Genomic DNA, 16,264 nt, shown 5'->3' on the forward strand with positions numbered 1-16,264 from the left:
AAGGAGGCGAGATGAGACCTTGGAACGGTTAATAAATTTTGACCCTCAATGGATCAACGACATTGTGATCACGGGAATCAATATTTTTATCCTGTTCTTTGTAATGTCGTATTTCCTCTTTAATCCGGCGCGTGAAGTACTGGAAAAAAGAAGAAAGCGGATCGCAGGCGATCTGGAAACGGCAAAGACGAGCCGCGAAGACGCGCTCGCGCTGAAAGCGGAGTATGAGGATAAAATAAAGTCCATCGACAAAGAGGCGCAAGAAATTCTCGACGCAGCGAGGAAAAAAGCGAAAAAGCAGGAAGCTGATATCTTATCGGAAGCGAGAGAGGAAGCAAACCGCATCGTTGACCGGGCAAACCGGGAGATCGAGCTGGAGAAGAAGAAAGCGCTTGAGGACATGAAGACGGAGATCGTTTCCATTGCGTCCCTGATGGCAGAGAAGGCGGTTGCCGCTTCCATGGATGTAAAGATCCAGGATTCCCTGATCGAGGAGACTTTAAAGGAAATGGGTGAGAGCACATGGCAAAGTTAGTGTCAAAGGTCTACGGCGACGCGCTGTTTGAAGCTGCCATGGAGCGGGATATGCTGTCGCCCGTATATGAGGAAGTACAGTCACTGCAGACGATCCTCATGGAGAATGCAGACCTTGTACAATTTTTGAACCATCCGCAGATCATAAAAGAAGAGAAGTTAAAGGTTGTGGAAAATATCTTTAAAGGAAGAGTTTCTGATGACCTGATGGGATTTCTTGAGACCGTGATCGAAAAGGGACGGCAGAAGGAGCTCCCGAAGATCCTCGACTATTTTGTGAATCGTGTAAAGGAATATAAAAAGATCGGTATCGTAACTGTCACAAGTGCGGTGGAACTCTCCGCGGAGCAGAAGGCCCATACGGAGGCGAAGCTTTTGGAGACAACAGCTTTTGTGAGTCTGGAGGTTACCTATAGCGTTGATCCTGCGATCCTCGGAGGACTCGTGATCAGGATCGGTGACCGCGTGGTGGACAACAGCATCAGGACAAGACTTGGAGAGATCCGGAGAGACTTAATGAAGCTGCAGCTGGCGTGATCCCGGCGGATCCAGGACTGGAAACAGCAGTCCGGCAGCAGAAATAATACTGAACAGTTACGTGATGAAATGGAAAAAGAAAGAAGGTGCAGACCTCAAATGAATTTAAAACCAGAAGAGATCAGCTCGGTCATCAAGGAGCAGATCGAAAGATATTCGACGAAGCTGGAAGTCTCTGACGTGGGTACTGTCATCCAGGTAGCGGACGGCATTACACGAATCCACGGTCTTGAGAATGCCATGCAGGGAGAACTTCTGGAATTTCCGGGAGAGGTTTACGGCATGGTGTTAAACCTTGAGGAGGACAACGTCGGAGCGGTTCTGCTCGGTGATTCCTCAAGCATCAGTGAGGGAGACACCGTAAAGACGACAGGACGTGTCGTTGAGGTTCCTGTGGGCGATGCCCTGACAGGACGTGTCGTGAATGCCTTAGGACAGCCTATCGATGGAAAAGGTCCGATCCTTACGGATAAATTCAGAAAGATCGAGCGTGTTGCCCACGGTGTTATCGAGAGAAAATCCGTAGATACCCCGCTTCAGACAGGTATCAAGGCGATCGATGCCATGGTTCCGATCGGACGCGGACAGCGTGAGCTTATTATCGGCGACCGTCAGACTGGTAAGACGGCGATCGCGATCGATACGATTATTAACCAGAAGGGACAGGGAGTTCACTGTATTTATGTTGCAATTGGACAGAAAGCATCAACAGTTGCGACAATCGTGAAAACTCTTGAGGAGTTCGGTGCGATGGATTACACGACGCTTGTCGTATCAACAGCTTCCGACCTTGCCCCGTTACAGTATATTGCCCCGTATTCCGGCTGCGCGATCGGTGAAGAGTGGATGGAGAACGGCGAGGATGTTCTTGTCGTTTACGATGACTTAAGTAAGCATGCGGCGGCATACCGTACCCTGTCCCTGCTTCTTAAGAGACCGCCGGGACGTGAGGCATATCCGGGCGATGTTTTCTATCTGCATTCCAGACTGTTAGAGCGTGCGTCCAGACTTTCCGATGACCTTGGCGGCGGTTCCCTTACCGCACTTCCGATCATTGAGACGCAGGCGGGTGACGTATCGGCCTACATTCCGACAAACGTCATCTCCATCACAGACGGACAGATCTACTTAGAGACCGAGATGTTCAACTCCGGTTTCCGCCCGGCGATCAATGCGGGTCTTTCTGTATCCCGAGTTGGCGGCGCGGCACAGATCAAGGCGATGAAGAAGATCGCTGCTCCGATCCGTGTGGAGCTTGCCCAGTACCGCGAGCTCGCTTCCTTCGCCCAGTTCGGTTCCGAACTTGATGCCAGCACGAAGGAACAGCTAGCCCAGGGCGAACGCATCCGTGAAGTTTTAAAGCAGCCGCAGTATCAGCCGATGCCGGTCGAGTATCAGGTCATCATTATCTATGCGGCGACAAAGAAATATCTCCTCGATATTCCGACAAATCAGGTTCTTGAGTTCGAGAAGGAACTGTTTAAGTTTATCGATACAAAGTATCCGGAGATCCCGGCAAGCATCCGCGAGGCGAAGCAGATGACACCGGAGACTGAAGAATTGCTGAAAAAAGCTATTGAAGAGTGCAAGGCAGCAAGATAAGGCAGGTGATGTATCATGGCAACCATGAGAGATATTAAACGAAGGAAATCCAGTATTGAGAGTACCGAGCAGATTACCAAAGCCATGAAACTTGTTGCCACTGTAAAACTCCAGAAATCCAGAACGAAGGCGGAAAATTCGAGACTGTACTTCAATCTGATGTACCAGACGATTCAGGAGATGCTGAAGAAATCCACCGGGATCCGGCACCGCTATTTAAAGAGCGGGGATTCGAAGAAAAAGGCAGTTATCGTCATTTCTTCCAATCGCGGACTTGCCGGCGGATATAACTCCAACATCATCCGTCTCGTGACGGAGAGCGGGATCCCGAAAGAGGACGCCCTCATCTTTGCGATCGGGCGGAAAGGACGCGACGGACTCGCAAGGAAAGGCTATGAGATCAAAGCGGATTACTCCGACGTGATCGACGAGCCGCTCTACTCCGACGCGCAGCAGATCTCAAAAGAGCTTTTAGCCATGTTTGAGAAGAATGAAATCGGAGAGATCTATCTGGCGTACACGGCGTTCAAAAATACCGTAAGCCAGATCCCGACGTTCTTAAAGCTTCTGCCGGTGGATCTTGCGGCAGCAGGGCCAAAGGGCGAAGTAAAAGAAGAAAAATCGGATCTTCTCATTATGAACTATGAGCCGGACGAGGACGAAGTTCTGGATGCAATTATTCCGAAGTATGTGAGCAGCCTGATCTACGGGGCATTCTTAGAGGCCGTTGCCAGTGAGAACGGTGCGCGAATGACTGCAATGGATTCGGCTACGAACAACGCGGAAGAGATGATCGGAAAACTGTCGCTGCAGTATAACCGCGCGCGTCAGGGCTCCATCACTCAGGAGTTGACAGAGATCATCGCGGGCGCGAATGCCATCGATGGTTAAAAAGAAATATGAGTAATTATTTGGCAAACTTGTGTACTTGCGGTGCTGAAGGTAAAAGACAGCATACAGGAGACAGAAATCAGTCAGCATAATGTGCTGGAATGGATTTTTACCGCTGGCCTGAGTGGCTGAATAGTTATGATAGAGACAAGGAGAAGTGAGATGGCAGAGAAAAACATTGGTAAAATTACTCAGGTCATCAGTGCCGTTCTGGATATCAAATTTCCCCAGGGCGGGCTGCCTGAGATCAATGACGCCATTGAGATCACCACAAAGGATGGCGGGATCCTCACGGTTGAGGTTGCCCAGCATCTCGGTGATGATACGGTAAGATGCATCGCTCTCGGTCCCACCGACGGTCTTGTCCGCGGCATGGATGCCGTAGCGACCGGTGGACCGATCATGGTGCCGGTCGGTGAGCAGACACTTGGAAGAATTTTCAATGTTCTGGGACAGCCGATCGACAATAAAGAAGCTCCGAAGACGGAGAAAAAGCTCCCGATCCACCGCAAAGCCCCGAGCTTTGAGGAACAGTCCACAGAGACAGAGATCCTTGAGACAGGTATCAAGGTCGTTGATCTCCTCTGCCCGTACCAGAAGGGTGGAAAGATCGGTCTGTTTGGCGGTGCCGGTGTAGGTAAGACAGTTCTGATTCAGGAGCTGATCCGAAATATTGCGACAGAGCACGGCGGATATTCCGTATTTACAGGCGTTGGTGAGCGTACCCGTGAGGGAAATGACCTTTACTATGAGATGTCCGATTCGGGCGTTATCAATAAGACGACCATGGTGTTCGGCCAGATGAACGAACCGCCGGGATCCCGTATGCGTGTGGGCCTTACCGGTCTTACCATGGCAGAGTATTTCCGTGACGAAGGCGGAAAAGATGTGCTGTTATTCATCGACAATATCTTCCGTTTCAGTCAGGCCGGTTCCGAGGTATCAGCGCTGCTCGGACGTATGCCGTCAGCCGTAGGTTACCAGCCGACCTTACAGACAGAGATGGGCGCCCTTCAGGAGCGGATCACCTCCACAAAGAACGGTTCCATCACATCTGTACAGGCAGTTTACGTTCCGGCTGATGACTTAACAGACCCGGCTCCGGCAAATACCTTTACCCATCTGGACGCGACGACCGTACTCAGCCGTTCTATCGTAGAGCTTGGTATTTACCCGGCTGTAGATCCGCTTGAGTCTACGTCCCGTATCCTTGATCCGCGTATTGTTGGTGAGGAACATTACAAGGTTGCCCGCGGCGTACAGGAAGTGCTGCAGAGATATAAGGAGCTTCAGGATATTATCGCAATGCTCGGTATGGATGAGCTTTCCGAGGAAGATAAGCTTACCGTATCCCGTGCGAGAAAGATCCAGAGATTCTTATCCCAGCCGTTCTTTGTAGCCGGACAGTTTACCGGTCTGGAAGGCCGATATGTTCCGCTTTCCGAGACGATCCAGGGCTTCAAGGAGATCCTCGAAGGCAAACATGACGATATTCCGGAGAATCTGTTCCTCAACGCAGGAAATATTGATGATGTTCTCGCCCGCGTGAAATAGGGGGTGTGGACATGGCGGAAATGATGAGACTTCAGATCGTTACGCCGGATGAGGCGTTTTTCGACGGAGAGGTTTCGATGGTGGAGCTCAACACGGCAGACGGGGAAACCGGAATCTATCCGAAGCATATCCCGATGGTTGTCGCGGTTGCGCCGGGTGTTCTTAAGATCCACGGGGCAGACGGCGTGAAAAAAGCGGCGCTGCTTTCCGGATTTTTACAGATCCTGCCAGAGAAGGTGACGATCCTCGCAGAAGCCTGCGAGTGGCCGGAGAATATTGATGGAAAGAGAGCCAACGAGGCCAGGATCCGCGCAGAGAGACGTCTGGCGGAAAAGAATCCACAGACCGATATTGATCGCGCTGAAGCCGCTTTGAAGCGGGCGCTGGTGAGACTGTCGCTGGTGGATGGAAACTAAAGATAGAACTGTGAAACGCAGTGGAAAATAAAACAGCATGTCGGGAAGAACGCTTGTAAGCAGGACTTACAGGAGACTTTCCGGCATGCTGTTTTATATTATGATGTTGGAGACAAAAGGTATTTTGGCGCGGAGCTTATTTTTTCCGCCTGGAAAGCAGCGGCTCACTTACCCCATCAAGTCCCACAAGCGCGAAGATCGCAGCCAGAACTCTCTGGGAGCCTTTATAGGCATCTTTGCTGTCATACCACTCGTCAACGGAATGGCAGGCACCGCCTTTTCCGCCTCCGCCGACGCAGATCGCAGGGATTCCAAGGCTGATCGGGATATTTGCATCCGTACTTCCTGCGCTTTCATATTCTACAGTCTCATTGCATGCCTCAAAAGCTGCTGCCGCCGCGCTCACGATCTCACAGTCCTTCGGCTGGCTTCCCGCCGGACGGTTTCCGATCTGTTTTACTTCCACAGTGATACGTCCGTTGTGATCAAAGCTGTCCTTAGATTCTTCGTAGGAACGCTCGGTTTCCCAACGGTTATTTTCATCCTCAACTGCACGTTTGATGCACTCCTGAAGCTTTGCATCAAGCTCTTCAAGCTCCTTCAAGCCGTTGGAACGGATATCGACAAGCATAGAGCACTCATACGCGATGGAATTGATGGAGGTTCCGCCGTTTACGACACCGACGGAGAAGGTAGTCTTCGGTTCTCTCGGGGTGCGGAGCTCGGAGATATAGGAGATAGCACGCCCCATGGCAAAGATCGGATTGACAAGACCGAAGGCACCGAAGGAATGTCCACCCGGTCCGCGGAAGGTTACCTCGTAGCGGTGGCTTCCGGTGCCGCCGTGGCAGATCAGACAGCCTGCTCCATCAACGGAGATAAAACCGTCAACCTTGTCGGCATTTTGTGAGAAGAAGTGGCGCATGCCGCGGAGGTCTCCGAGACCTTCCTCGCCGACGTTGCCTCCGATGATGATATCACCGACCGGTTTTAAGCCGGATTCTTTGATGGCTCTTGCCAGTGTAAGGATCTCAGCCAGTCCGCGGGTATCATCGCCGATTCCGGGCGCGTAGATCTTTGTTCCTTCGCGTTTCACCGGGAGCGGAGTTTCCGGCGGGAATACGGTGTCCAGATGAGCGGAGACATAGAGGGTCGGACCATTACCGGTTCCATGGATATGGGCGTATACGTTGTGGACCTCATCCATCACCGGATCGAGACCTGCCTCGGTCAGAAGCTCTTTAAAACGGATCGCGCACTTCTCCTCAAATGGGCTGAAGGAGGAGATCTGAACAAGCTCGATCTGCTGGTCGATGGTGTGCGCTTCATCCTGTTTCAGGTATTCGAAGGCGTGAGCCATCTTGTCGGACGTTATAAGTGTCTGAATCGCTTCTTTCATGTGGGAACCATCCTTTCGATTTGTATATGATAGAAATATCATAGCGCGGAAAAGAAAATTTGTAAATAAAACAGAGAAAACTAATAATTCTGTAAATATAGTTTATATAGGAAATATCGTCAGAGAACAAAAGGAAAAAGAGGGCAGGAAAAAAGTATCGGTTTGAATGAGCCGGGAGTAAAAAATAAAAAGGACGGGGAAATGTGTGCGGGACAGGCTGTAGAAAAAATAAAAAGCAGGTTCTGAAACGATAGCGGAGATGAACCGCATACCAGAGCAGAACCTGCAAGTTTACGTTTTATTCCAGATGGTTACACTTAGTTACTTTTACTGATCATTTGTAAACTTCATCTTATCAAAAATATAGAAAATCAGGCTTAAGATCATGCCGACAACACATGCAAGGACCATACCTGTGAGCTGCACATTGCCGAAATTCACCTTGATCCCGGAGAGGCCGGTTACAAAGATCACGGCAGTCAGGGCCTGGTTTCTGTTTTTGCCGTAGTCGACCTTGGAGTCGACCAGAATACGGAGACCGGAGGTTCCGATCATACCGTAGAGCAGGAAGGAGATTCCGCCGATGACCGGTCCCGGGATCGTCTGGATCAGGGTCGATAATTTCCCGATAAAGGAGCAGATGATGGAGATCACGGCTGCTCCGGCGATGACCTGAACACTGTAAACCTTTGTGACAGCCATAACGCCGATGTTCTCACCGTAGGTGGTCGTCGGTACGGAACCGATGAGTCCGGAGACCATGGTGGAGAAGTTGTCACCGAAGATGCTGCGGTGAAGTCCCGGATCCTTTAAGAGGTCGCGGCCGACGATCTTACTTGTTACAACTTGATGTCCGATATGCTCGGAGGTGATGACCAGGATGACCGGCATGATGATCATGATCGCTTCCATATTAAATTTTGGAGCGGTGAAGTTCGGGATCGCAAAGATCGGGGCAGCGGCAACCGCAGAGAAATCAACGATCCCACATGCAACGGCAGCGACATATCCGGCAATCACGGCGATCAGGATCGGGATAACAGATAAAAATCCCCGGAACAGGACAGAACCGAAAACGGCAAAGCCAAGTGTTACGAGGAACACGATCAGATTCTTCGGATCAATGGTCTCGTCCAAGAGTCCCGCATTGCTTGCCGCGCTGGAAGAGAGCTCCAATCCGATCAGGGCTACGACCGGCCCCATGGCAGCAGGCGGGAGAACGACGTCGATCCATTTATATCCGATCTTATAAATGATGAATGCGAGGATACATCCGACGAAACCGACGGCAACGAATCCGCCGAGGGCATATTCATAACCGAATTTTGCGATCACGATGCCGGCCGGGGCGAGAAATGCGAAACTGGAACCGAGATAGGCGGGAGCTTTTCCCTTTGTGATAAAGATAAACATGAGAGTTCCGACACCGTTCATGAAAAGAACGATCGCGGGATTGATTCCGAATAAGAACGGAACGAGAACGGATGCGCCGAACATGGCGAACATGTGCTGGATGCTCAGGGGGATCAGAAGGTTAAAGGGAACCTTTTCGTCCACCTGAATGATCTTATGGCTTTCCATACGGGACCTCCTTGAGAATAATTGGTTTTTTAGTACTTGCGCCTGCGCCGGACGTTCCCGGTTTCAGGCATTTTTTCTATTCTATCACATTCCTGTTATTTGTCCAGAAAAAATCAGGGGGAAATTGCAGGAAAGGATATGAAGTTAACGAATTTCTGGGCTTCCGCTCTTGACAAAGCTTTGGAATCTCCATATAATGACCCATATAGCCGCGTTAAAGCATGCGGTATATAATGGAAAAGCGATGAAGGGAACAAGTAGGGAAATGACCTGCTCCGCACAGAAAGCTGCCGGTGGATGAGAGGCGCGCGGACTTCTTTTTCTGAATACATCCCGGAGCTGCACACCGAAAGCGTGAACGGAGATATCCGGAGAATGTGAGTAGGCTGTGACGGAACTGGCACCCGTTAGAAATGCCGGGGTCTTTTATGATGAGGACTCCATGAGCCGGAGCGTGTGAGCGTTTCGGGAACATCAGGTGGTAACACGAGCGTATGCCTCGTCCTTTTGGGAAACAAGGGACGGGGCTTTTTTGTACCTGCAATGAGAATGTTCAGTGCCGGAGTTGCCGGACTGGACTGAGACTGAAAGAGTCAGGCAGCAGGAGAAAGAACGCTTCGTCCGGATAGCAGGTCTTCATATAAAGACCAACACAGGCGGAAGAAACGAACATCCGCAGAAAATTACAGAAAAGGAGTAAACAAAATGGGAGTTTACGAAGAGTTACAGGCCCGCGGCTTGATCGCGCAGGTCACAAACGAAGAAGAGATCCGCAAAATGGTCAATGAAGGAAAAGCCGTATTCTACATCGGCTTTGACCCGACTGCGGACAGCCTTCATGTGGGACATTTCATGGCACTCTGCTTAATGAAACGTTTGCAGATGGCTGGAAACAAGCCGATCGCGCTGATCGGCGGCGGCACCGGAATGGTCGGAGATCCGTCCGGACGTACCGATATGAGAACTATGATGACGGTTGAGACAATTCAGCACAACTGTGACTGCTTTAAGAAGCAGATGAGCCGTTTCATCGACTTCTCCGAAGGAAAAGCCATGATGGTAAACAACGCTGAGTGGCTCATGAACTTAAATTACATTGATTTCTTAAGAGAGATCGGACCGCACTTTTCCGTCAACAACATGCTCCGCGCGGAGTGCTACAAGCAGAGAATGGAGAAGGGCTTAAGCTTCTTAGAGTTCAACTACATGTTAATGCAGAGCTACGACTTCTACGAGCTGTTCCAGAGATACGGCTGCAACATGCAGTTCGGCGGCGATGACCAGTGGAGCAACATGCTCGGCGGTACAGAGCTGATCAGAAGAAAACTCGGCAAGGACGCGCACGCAATGACGATCACACTGCTCTTAAACTCTGAGGGCAAGAAGATGGGTAAGACCCAGTCCGGCGCTGTATGGCTTGATCCGAATAAGACGACTCCGTTTGAGTTCTACCAGTACTGGAGAAACGTCGGTGACGCAGACGTATTAAAGTGCCTGCGCATGCTCACATTCCTTCCGCTTGAGCAGATCGATGAGATGGACAAATGGGAAGGCAGCCAGTTAAATCAGGCGAAGGAGATCCTTGCATACGAGCTTACAAGCCTTGTTCACGGCGAGGAGGAAGCAAAGAAAGCACAGGAGAGCGCACGTGCATTATTCACAGGCGGCGCTGCGGCAGAAATGCCGACAGCAGAACTTTCCGACGCAGATCTTTCTGATGGTTCGATCGACCTCCTTTCCATCGTACAGAAATCCGGTCTCTGCGCATCCCGCTCTGAGGCGAGAAGAAACGTAGAGCAGGGCGGCGTTTCCGTAGACGGTGAGATCGTGAAGGATATTAAGGCTGTATACACGAAAGAGCAGCTTTCCGGTGAAGGAATCGTTGTAAAGCGCGGTAAGAAGAACTTCAGACGCGTTGTAGTCAAATAGTTACTTTTCATGGGAGGAATTTTCTGAACTGAAAATTCCGTATGATATCGTTATGACCGCGGATTTTGCCGATTCGGAATGCGAAGTATCAGCAAAATCCTGTTACAGTGCGCGGGCATGGAGTGCCCGTGTACTGTAACGTTAAATAAAAAAACTCCCTTTTTACAAAAGTGTGTCTGATGCATACTAACTCATAATTATACGAAACACCACACTTTTATTCATTTTCTATTCATTTCCGGCTAATGGGTATTCATTTTTACTCTAAGTTATCATGCAATTTATTAGAATGGAATTTTTGAAAGAGCCAGCACCTTGAATGGGCTGACTCTTTCAATGTCACTTGTAATTGACAAACTGGAATTTTCAAATTAGTCTTTGCAAATAACCTTTGAATCTTCACCATCAATTACAATTCCCTGACGGTTGTTAATTGGGCATAGATTCAAATCCGAAAACTCAGTCATTATTTTCTCGGTAACTTTCTTAAATGGTGCTGTAAGATAATGCGGAAGAACATAGAAATCAATCAAATCAATCCCTGCATCATCTTCTTGTGAGTAGTCCTCCGGCTTTTCATCCATTTGCTCGATATATTGGATGCTTGGAGCGCATATAATTGCGCCTGCCGACTCGCCGATCATCAATTTTCCATTTGCCAATTCCTTTTTCAGCAGTCCATCAGTTCCCGTTTTACGGAGCTGGTCCATAAGAAAGAAAGAATTTCCGCCGGTAAAATATATCACATCTGCTTCTTCAAAAACAGACTGTATCGTTGAATAAGCCTCCGTTGAAATATCAATTTCAGTTACGATCGCTCCCAACTTTTTGAATAATTTTCGAGCCGAGCCGACATAACCGGTGTAGCCTTCACGCAGTGAAGCTGTTGGAATAAATGCGACTTTCTTATTTTCAATTTCTTCCTTTATCAGACTTCCTACACTTGAAAAGTGCGAACATAAAAATAATTTCATCAATATTCTCCTTTATAAATTTCGATTTGTATAACAGTAGTCTAACACACGTTGTTTAAAAATACTACAGCCAAGTCAATGTCTGTAATTTGCCCTAAAATCTCATTTTATGGAATTTGGACTACTTGATTTTCTGATTGCATATGCAATTCGTGAAATGTATCATTATACTGTTGATACATCAGACACACAAATGTAAATAGGGACTAAAAAAATAAGCTGCGCAGGGGACTGGATTTAGTTCCCTGCGCGTGTTAATATAGAGATATCTGGAAACGGATATTTTCAGATCATGACTGTGAAGATATCAGCAGTTATTGAAAATCCAAAACTGAAGAGACGGACAAACTGCGCTGTCGGTAAATGGCGAAGCGGTTCCGCCGGAATGGAGAAAATATGGATATTTTAAACGAAGCGAAGAAAAATTTCGACTACATGGTAAGGATCAGAAGACATATGCACGAGTATCCGGAAAACAGCGGTGTTGAGTACGAGACAGTAAAATATATTGCCTCTGAGCTCGATGCGCTGGGAATCGAGTATGTAGTCGTTCCGGAAGGTGGTATTATCGGACAGATCCACGGCGGAAAACCTGGAAAAACCGTTCTTCTTCGTGCCGATATGGACGCACTTCCAATCAAGGAGAGCAAGACAAACCTCACAAAGGAAAAGGTCTGCATCTCTAAGAACGATGGAATCTCCCACGCCTGCGGACATGACGCCCACACAGCGATGCTTCTCGCTGAGGCAAAGATCTTAAACGAGAATAAGGAAGACTTAAACGGCAATATCGTCCTCCTCTTTGAGCGCGGCGAGGAAGCCGGCGGAAATATCAGAAATCTACTTCCGTATGCCGTTGAGACAATGAAATTAAAGATCGATACCTGTATGGCAACACATGTAAAATGGGATGTTCCGACAGGAACGATCTCCGCGGAGCCAGGCGCGGTATTTTCCGGTGCATACGGATTTATCATCAAGCTTCACGGCCAGGCCGGTCACGGATCCCGTCCGGATCTTGCCCACAGTGTTTTAGACTGCTTCAACAATATCTATAACCATATCAATATGATCCGCATGAAATATGTGGCTCCGACGGATATCCTGACCTGCTCCGTTGGTTTCGTAAACTGCGGAACCGTCCGCAACATTATTCCGGACGAGCTGACCTTCGGCGGTACGATCCGTACCTTCAATGTTGACGGCGCAGGCGCACCGTTTGTAAAACAGCTGATGGATGTAGTCGAGAAAGAGTGCGAGCTCTGCCAGTGTACATATGAAATCCTTCATATGCCGGATCCGCTGTTCGAATGCCAGAACAACGCAGTCTGCAGCGAGATCGCGAAGAACGCAGTAAGAAAATATATCGGTGAGGATGCTGTTACGGTTGCACAGCCGTGGATGGCATCTGAGAGCATGCAGGCATGCTTAAAGCTCTGGCCGGGTATCATCACCTTCACAGGCATCCAGAGCGAGGAGGCCGGAACCGGTGCAAACCATCACACACCGGAATTCGATGTGGATGAGCGCGGTATGATCTACGGTGTTGCAGCAGCACTTGGATACGTGAAAGATTTCTTAAACTACGACAAGGAGATTCCGTTCAAGCCGTTCGAGGGAACCTTAAAGAATCTGGTTGAGAGAAACCTGTAAAAGCAACAGAAATGGTAAAAATTACCATTAACGGATAAAAAGGCCGAATAGCAATAAAAAGACCGGTGTATCAAGAAGAAATTTGATATGCCGGTCTTTTTGCGTACATACGTGGGTACCGAGTTAAAGCCTGTGTTTGCACGAGAGATTGGCAATTGTCAAGCGGATATTCGCAATCCGTTTCGCTGCTTGCTCATAACCGGATAACTGCTCCGCAGTTTATCAGAAGGAACTTGCACTCCTCCTGATACAAGTAAGTCTCCACCCACTGCTTATTGCTTTTCGCAATTGAAGCTAGGACTTACTTGATTCGGTTAAAAAGACAGAGGCAATAAAAGCCGATAATAAGCCCCGTGTTCCGGCACAGCGCGGTTTCCGGCGGTAATGGATCCGCCAAGATAGTGGATGCCGGTCCATACAATCGAAAGACCAATTCCATTTTTTCCACCATCACCCTTATAAAAACGTTCAAAAATATGAGGGAGCTCTTTTTCCAGGAATCCTGGACCATCATCCTGTATCAGAAGGATCAGCGAGTTACCATCTGTACTCATACGGATCAGAATCTCGTGATCGGCATATCGCAGACAGTTTGAAAGAATATTTTGTATCACCCGCTTCAACAATTCCGGATCCGTGTGGATCATTAGTGGACGTGCAGCTTCAAGATGTATCACGCAGTCCCTTCGGATCGTACTCATGATATCCACACACTCATCAAGAAATTCCATGACTTCCAGATCTGTCGGATGCAGGTCAAATGTGTGACTGTCCATTTTTGAGAGAGAAAGAATGCTTTCTACAAGGTCAGTCATGCGCAGACTTTCAGAAAGAATGATACTGGCAGCTTTCTGATGATCCTTTATGACATTGGAAACGATCCCCTGGGAATACCCGGTGATAGACGCAAGCGGCGTTTTCAGATCATGGGAAGCGTTTTGAAAAAACTGTCTTTTTTCTTCCTCGGATCTTCGGATCGTTTCTTCCATCTGGTTATAGGATCGTTTTAAAGATTCCAGTTCATTTAAAGAATAGGAATCATGGATCTGTGCGTCTGTTTCTCCATTGATCCTCTGGATCTGGAGACAAAGATGCCGGAGCGGGACAGAGATGGTTCTTGCAATTCCCCATACTAAAAAAGATGATAAAAACACAGAAGCGATTAAAATCGCAAGATACAATTTCCATGTATAATTCCAGAAAACAGATGAATCCGGAATTTGGACAACCGAAACAAAATACTTTGCCCGTACAGGTGTACTGGACGGAAACACATACATACTGATGTACCAGAAGTCTTCAGAAAGTAAAATGCGGGACGTTTTTCCGGAAATCAGTTCCCCTGACTGGATCATCCGGCGGCACTGTTCCTCCAAAGCAGATACCGGATAAATATTCCGGTCATTACTGGATTTAGGGAAGACAAGTTTTTGCTTGGAATTAAAAATCAAAAATATACCATTATAAGGCTGATCTCTAAGCTGCAGCCGGACAGAACGAAGCAAAGCTTTTGAAGATTCGCGCGTATTTTCCTTAGAATCTGAAGAAGTGTAAGCCGGGTCAGTGCTCAAACGATCCGACTCCGACTGAACCATCCCGATCAGATGCTCTGTTTCTTTCCTGGCAGTGTACTGTACATACCAACGGGAAGAAAGGAAAAAGGTGATTCCGACTCCGAAAGTCATCATAAAAATCACGAGAAAAACTGCAGAAAATAAACGTGTCTGGATACTCTTTCCAATCATATTGATTCGATCCCTTCTGGCCTTCGTTCGCTCATTCGATAACCAAAGCCCCATACCGTCTCGATCAGGGCAGTAGATCCGAACGAAAGTAGTTTTTTTCGAAGTCGTTTAATAAAATCCTCCGGCATATCTGCTTCCGGATCAGGACCTTGAAAATGCCAGACCTGTTCGGCTAATTCTTTTTTAGAAACAGCGTTATCTGCCCGTTGTATCATATACAGCAGAAAATCAAATTCTGTCGGTGTTACATTGAGATCATGTTCCTGAATTGTGACTCTGTGGCTGACAGGAAAAAGAACCAGATTTCCACATACAAACCGAGTGACAGGATCGGTCATGCCGGCATCGTAAAAGTGTGGATCAGACCGGCGGAATAATGCCTTTACCCGCGCAACGAACTCTAATGGAAGAAAGGGCTTTGTAATATAGTCATCGCTTCCGAGAGTGATTCCCATAACACGGTCGAGCGGCGTATCTTTGGCAGATACAAAAATAATGGGAACGTGGCTTTGACGACGGAAATAGGTACATAGACTGAGACCGTCGATTCCGGGCATCATGATATCGAGGATCAGCATATCGGGTTCTTTTGCGGAAAAGGCCTGACAGGCTTCCTGACCATCTTTAAACGTCTCTACTGTAAAGCCTTCATTTTCAAGAAATAGCTGCATCATTGTACGGATATTTGACTCATCATCTACTACATAGATCAGTTTTGACATGATAAATTACCTCGTTTGTATTTATGTTTTCATATTAACATGAAAGTTTAAAACCGTAAATGATTGCCACATTCTTGCCACACAGGTGAACTGGTAATGCACATAGGGATAACGGTATGATAAACACATAAAATAATTTACTGATGGAGGTAACAAGATGAAGAAGAGTTTAAAAATTTTATGCGCGGCGTTATCGCTTACTGCAATCATGTCCTTCTCTGCGTTTGCGGCTGAGACAAGAAAAGAATATAGGGCGGAAGCGGAACCGATCCGTACTGAGATGAAAGTGATGGAGGAGCAGATGGATGTTCTCAGGGAATCCAATAAAACTATCAAGGAACATTTCAAGAATATTCATCTGAACAAAAAGGAGACAGGAGAGCTTCCGGTCGATAAGAGTGTGTGGAAAGAGGCAAAAACACTTCGTGGGAAAATAAAGATGATCCGTGAGGAAAACGGGGATTCCCAGGTAAAGAATCTTCGCGCAGAAGCGAAAGCGGCTGCCGAGAACAAAGATTTTGACACAGCAATCCTAAAATTAAAAGAAGCAGAAAAAGAAAAGGAAAAACGTCTGGAAATGCTGAAAGAGATCAATAGCATTTGGAAACAGATTGATGATCTTCTTTCTTCCGGGCAATAAGTGGAGGAAACAAGATTGAAAAGAATTTATTTGGGCCTGGCAGCTTCTGTGCTTCTGGCGGTCAGCCCCTAATTATTTGTCAGAGCT

Annotated in this window: 14 protein-coding genes; 9 read left to right on the forward strand and 5 right to left on the reverse strand. The window is 47.9% G+C overall.

The annotated features are described in order from the left end of the window. Positions 1-19 precede the first annotated feature (19 nt). From atpF to atpC, 6 genes are all read left to right on the forward strand, one after another. On the forward strand, positions 20-535 hold the full coding sequence (gene atpF, locus DXA87_RS02085; RefSeq protein WP_117483491.1) for a F0F1 ATP synthase subunit B: 516 nt from the start codon (positions 20-22) through the stop codon (positions 533-535). Further along, positions 523-1,071 (forward strand): ATP synthase F1 subunit delta, encoded by a 549-nt coding sequence (atpH, locus tag DXA87_RS02090; RefSeq protein WP_117503118.1) that lies wholly within the window; start codon positions 523-525, stop codon positions 1,069-1,071. Before atpF ends, atpH begins: the two co-directional genes overlap by 13 nt. 99 nt (positions 1,072-1,170) lie before the next feature. Continuing rightward, positions 1,171-2,673, forward strand: coding sequence for a F0F1 ATP synthase subunit alpha (gene atpA, locus DXA87_RS02095; protein ID WP_117483489.1), 1,503 nt, complete (start codon positions 1,171-1,173; stop codon positions 2,671-2,673). A gap of 15 nt (positions 2,674-2,688) precedes the next feature. Beyond that, positions 2,689-3,564, forward strand: coding sequence for an ATP synthase F1 subunit gamma (gene atpG, locus DXA87_RS02100; RefSeq protein WP_117483488.1), 876 nt, complete (start codon positions 2,689-2,691; stop codon positions 3,562-3,564). A gap of 162 nt (positions 3,565-3,726) precedes the next feature. Then, a complete protein-coding gene (gene atpD, locus DXA87_RS02105; RefSeq protein WP_117469054.1) occupies positions 3,727-5,118 on the forward strand; it encodes a F0F1 ATP synthase subunit beta in 1,392 nt (463 codons plus the stop codon). Between the two features lie 11 nt (positions 5,119-5,129). Beyond that, positions 5,130-5,534, forward strand: a complete 405-nt coding sequence (gene atpC / locus DXA87_RS02110) for an ATP synthase F1 subunit epsilon (protein WP_117503119.1) — start codon at positions 5,130-5,132, stop codon at positions 5,532-5,534. A gap of 136 nt (positions 5,535-5,670) precedes the next feature. Here atpC and DXA87_RS02115 read toward each other — a convergent pair whose 3' ends face one another. Further along, the gene (locus DXA87_RS02115; protein ID WP_158552994.1) at positions 5,671-6,933 is read right to left on the reverse strand and encodes a M20/M25/M40 family metallo-hydrolase; all 1,263 of its coding nucleotides are present in this window, start codon (positions 6,931-6,933) and stop codon (positions 5,671-5,673) included. Positions 6,934-7,260: 327 nt separating this feature from the next. After that, complete coding sequence (gene uraA, locus DXA87_RS02120; RefSeq protein WP_117503121.1) at positions 7,261-8,514, reverse strand: uracil permease; 1,254 nt, start codon at positions 8,512-8,514, stop codon at positions 7,261-7,263. Between the two features lie 705 nt (positions 8,515-9,219). Between uraA and tyrS the strand changes: the two genes are divergently transcribed. Beyond that, positions 9,220-10,443, forward strand: coding sequence for a tyrosine--tRNA ligase (tyrS, locus tag DXA87_RS02125; protein ID WP_117503122.1), 1,224 nt, complete (start codon positions 9,220-9,222; stop codon positions 10,441-10,443). 371 nt (positions 10,444-10,814) lie between these two features. Here the strand turns inward: tyrS and DXA87_RS02130 are convergent, their stop codons facing one another. Beyond that, positions 10,815-11,417 (reverse strand): Type 1 glutamine amidotransferase-like domain-containing protein, encoded by a 603-nt coding sequence (locus DXA87_RS02130; RefSeq protein ID WP_007888235.1) that lies wholly within the window; start codon positions 11,415-11,417, stop codon positions 10,815-10,817. A gap of 396 nt (positions 11,418-11,813) precedes the next feature. Between DXA87_RS02130 and DXA87_RS02135 the strand changes: the two genes are divergently transcribed. After that, positions 11,814-13,070 carry an amidohydrolase gene (locus tag DXA87_RS02135; protein ID WP_242998003.1) on the forward strand — a complete coding sequence of 419 codons (1,257 nt, stop codon included), beginning with the start codon at positions 11,814-11,816 and terminating at the stop codon, positions 13,068-13,070. Between the two features lie 314 nt (positions 13,071-13,384). Here DXA87_RS02135 and DXA87_RS17870 read toward each other — a convergent pair whose 3' ends face one another. Then, the gene (locus DXA87_RS17870) at positions 13,385-14,251 is read right to left on the reverse strand and encodes a HAMP domain-containing sensor histidine kinase (protein WP_158552995.1); all 867 of its coding nucleotides are present in this window, start codon (positions 14,249-14,251) and stop codon (positions 13,385-13,387) included. A gap of 560 nt (positions 14,252-14,811) precedes the next feature. Next, on the reverse strand, positions 14,812-15,537 hold the full coding sequence (locus tag DXA87_RS02145; protein ID WP_117503125.1) for a response regulator transcription factor: 726 nt from the start codon (positions 15,535-15,537) through the stop codon (positions 14,812-14,814). 157 nt (positions 15,538-15,694) lie between these two features. On the opposite strand from DXA87_RS02145, the gene DXA87_RS02150 reads away from it, so the two are divergent. After that, positions 15,695-16,177 (forward strand): hypothetical protein, encoded by a 483-nt coding sequence (locus DXA87_RS02150; protein WP_117503126.1) that lies wholly within the window; start codon positions 15,695-15,697, stop codon positions 16,175-16,177. Positions 16,178-16,264 lie beyond the last annotated feature (87 nt).

This window comes from Desulfotomaculum sp. OF05-3, from assembly GCF_003435535.1.
GTDB classification, from domain to species: Bacteria; Bacillota; Clostridia; order Lachnospirales; family Lachnospiraceae; genus Pilosibacter; species Pilosibacter fragilis.

Excerpts from the sequence above, each read along its gene's own strand:
- atpH (WP_117503118.1), top strand. The coding sequence starts at position 523 with ATGGCAAAGTTAGTGTCAAAGGTCTACGGCGACGCGCTGTTTGAAGCT.
- atpA (WP_117483489.1), top strand. The coding sequence starts at position 1,171 with ATGAATTTAAAACCAGAAGAGATCAGCTCGGTCATCAAGGAGCAGATC.
- atpG (WP_117483488.1), top strand. The coding sequence starts at position 2,689 with ATGGCAACCATGAGAGATATTAAACGAAGGAAATCCAGTATTGAGAGT.
- atpD (WP_117469054.1), top strand. The coding sequence starts at position 3,727 with ATGGCAGAGAAAAACATTGGTAAAATTACTCAGGTCATCAGTGCCGTT.
- atpC (WP_117503119.1), top strand. The coding sequence starts at position 5,130 with ATGGCGGAAATGATGAGACTTCAGATCGTTACGCCGGATGAGGCGTTT.
- DXA87_RS02115 (WP_158552994.1), bottom strand. The coding sequence starts at position 6,933 with ATGAAAGAAGCGATTCAGACACTTATAACGTCCGACAAGATGGCTCAC.
- uraA (WP_117503121.1), bottom strand. The coding sequence starts at position 8,514 with ATGGAAAGCCATAAGATCATTCAGGTGGACGAAAAGGTTCCCTTTAAC.
- tyrS (WP_117503122.1), top strand. The coding sequence starts at position 9,220 with ATGGGAGTTTACGAAGAGTTACAGGCCCGCGGCTTGATCGCGCAGGTC.
- DXA87_RS02130 (WP_007888235.1), bottom strand. The coding sequence starts at position 11,417 with ATGAAATTATTTTTATGTTCGCACTTTTCAAGTGTAGGAAGTCTGATA.
- DXA87_RS02135 (WP_242998003.1), top strand. The coding sequence starts at position 11,814 with ATGGATATTTTAAACGAAGCGAAGAAAAATTTCGACTACATGGTAAGG.
- DXA87_RS02145 (WP_117503125.1), bottom strand. The coding sequence starts at position 15,537 with ATGTCAAAACTGATCTATGTAGTAGATGATGAGTCAAATATCCGTACA.
- DXA87_RS02150 (WP_117503126.1), top strand. The coding sequence starts at position 15,695 with ATGAAGAAGAGTTTAAAAATTTTATGCGCGGCGTTATCGCTTACTGCA.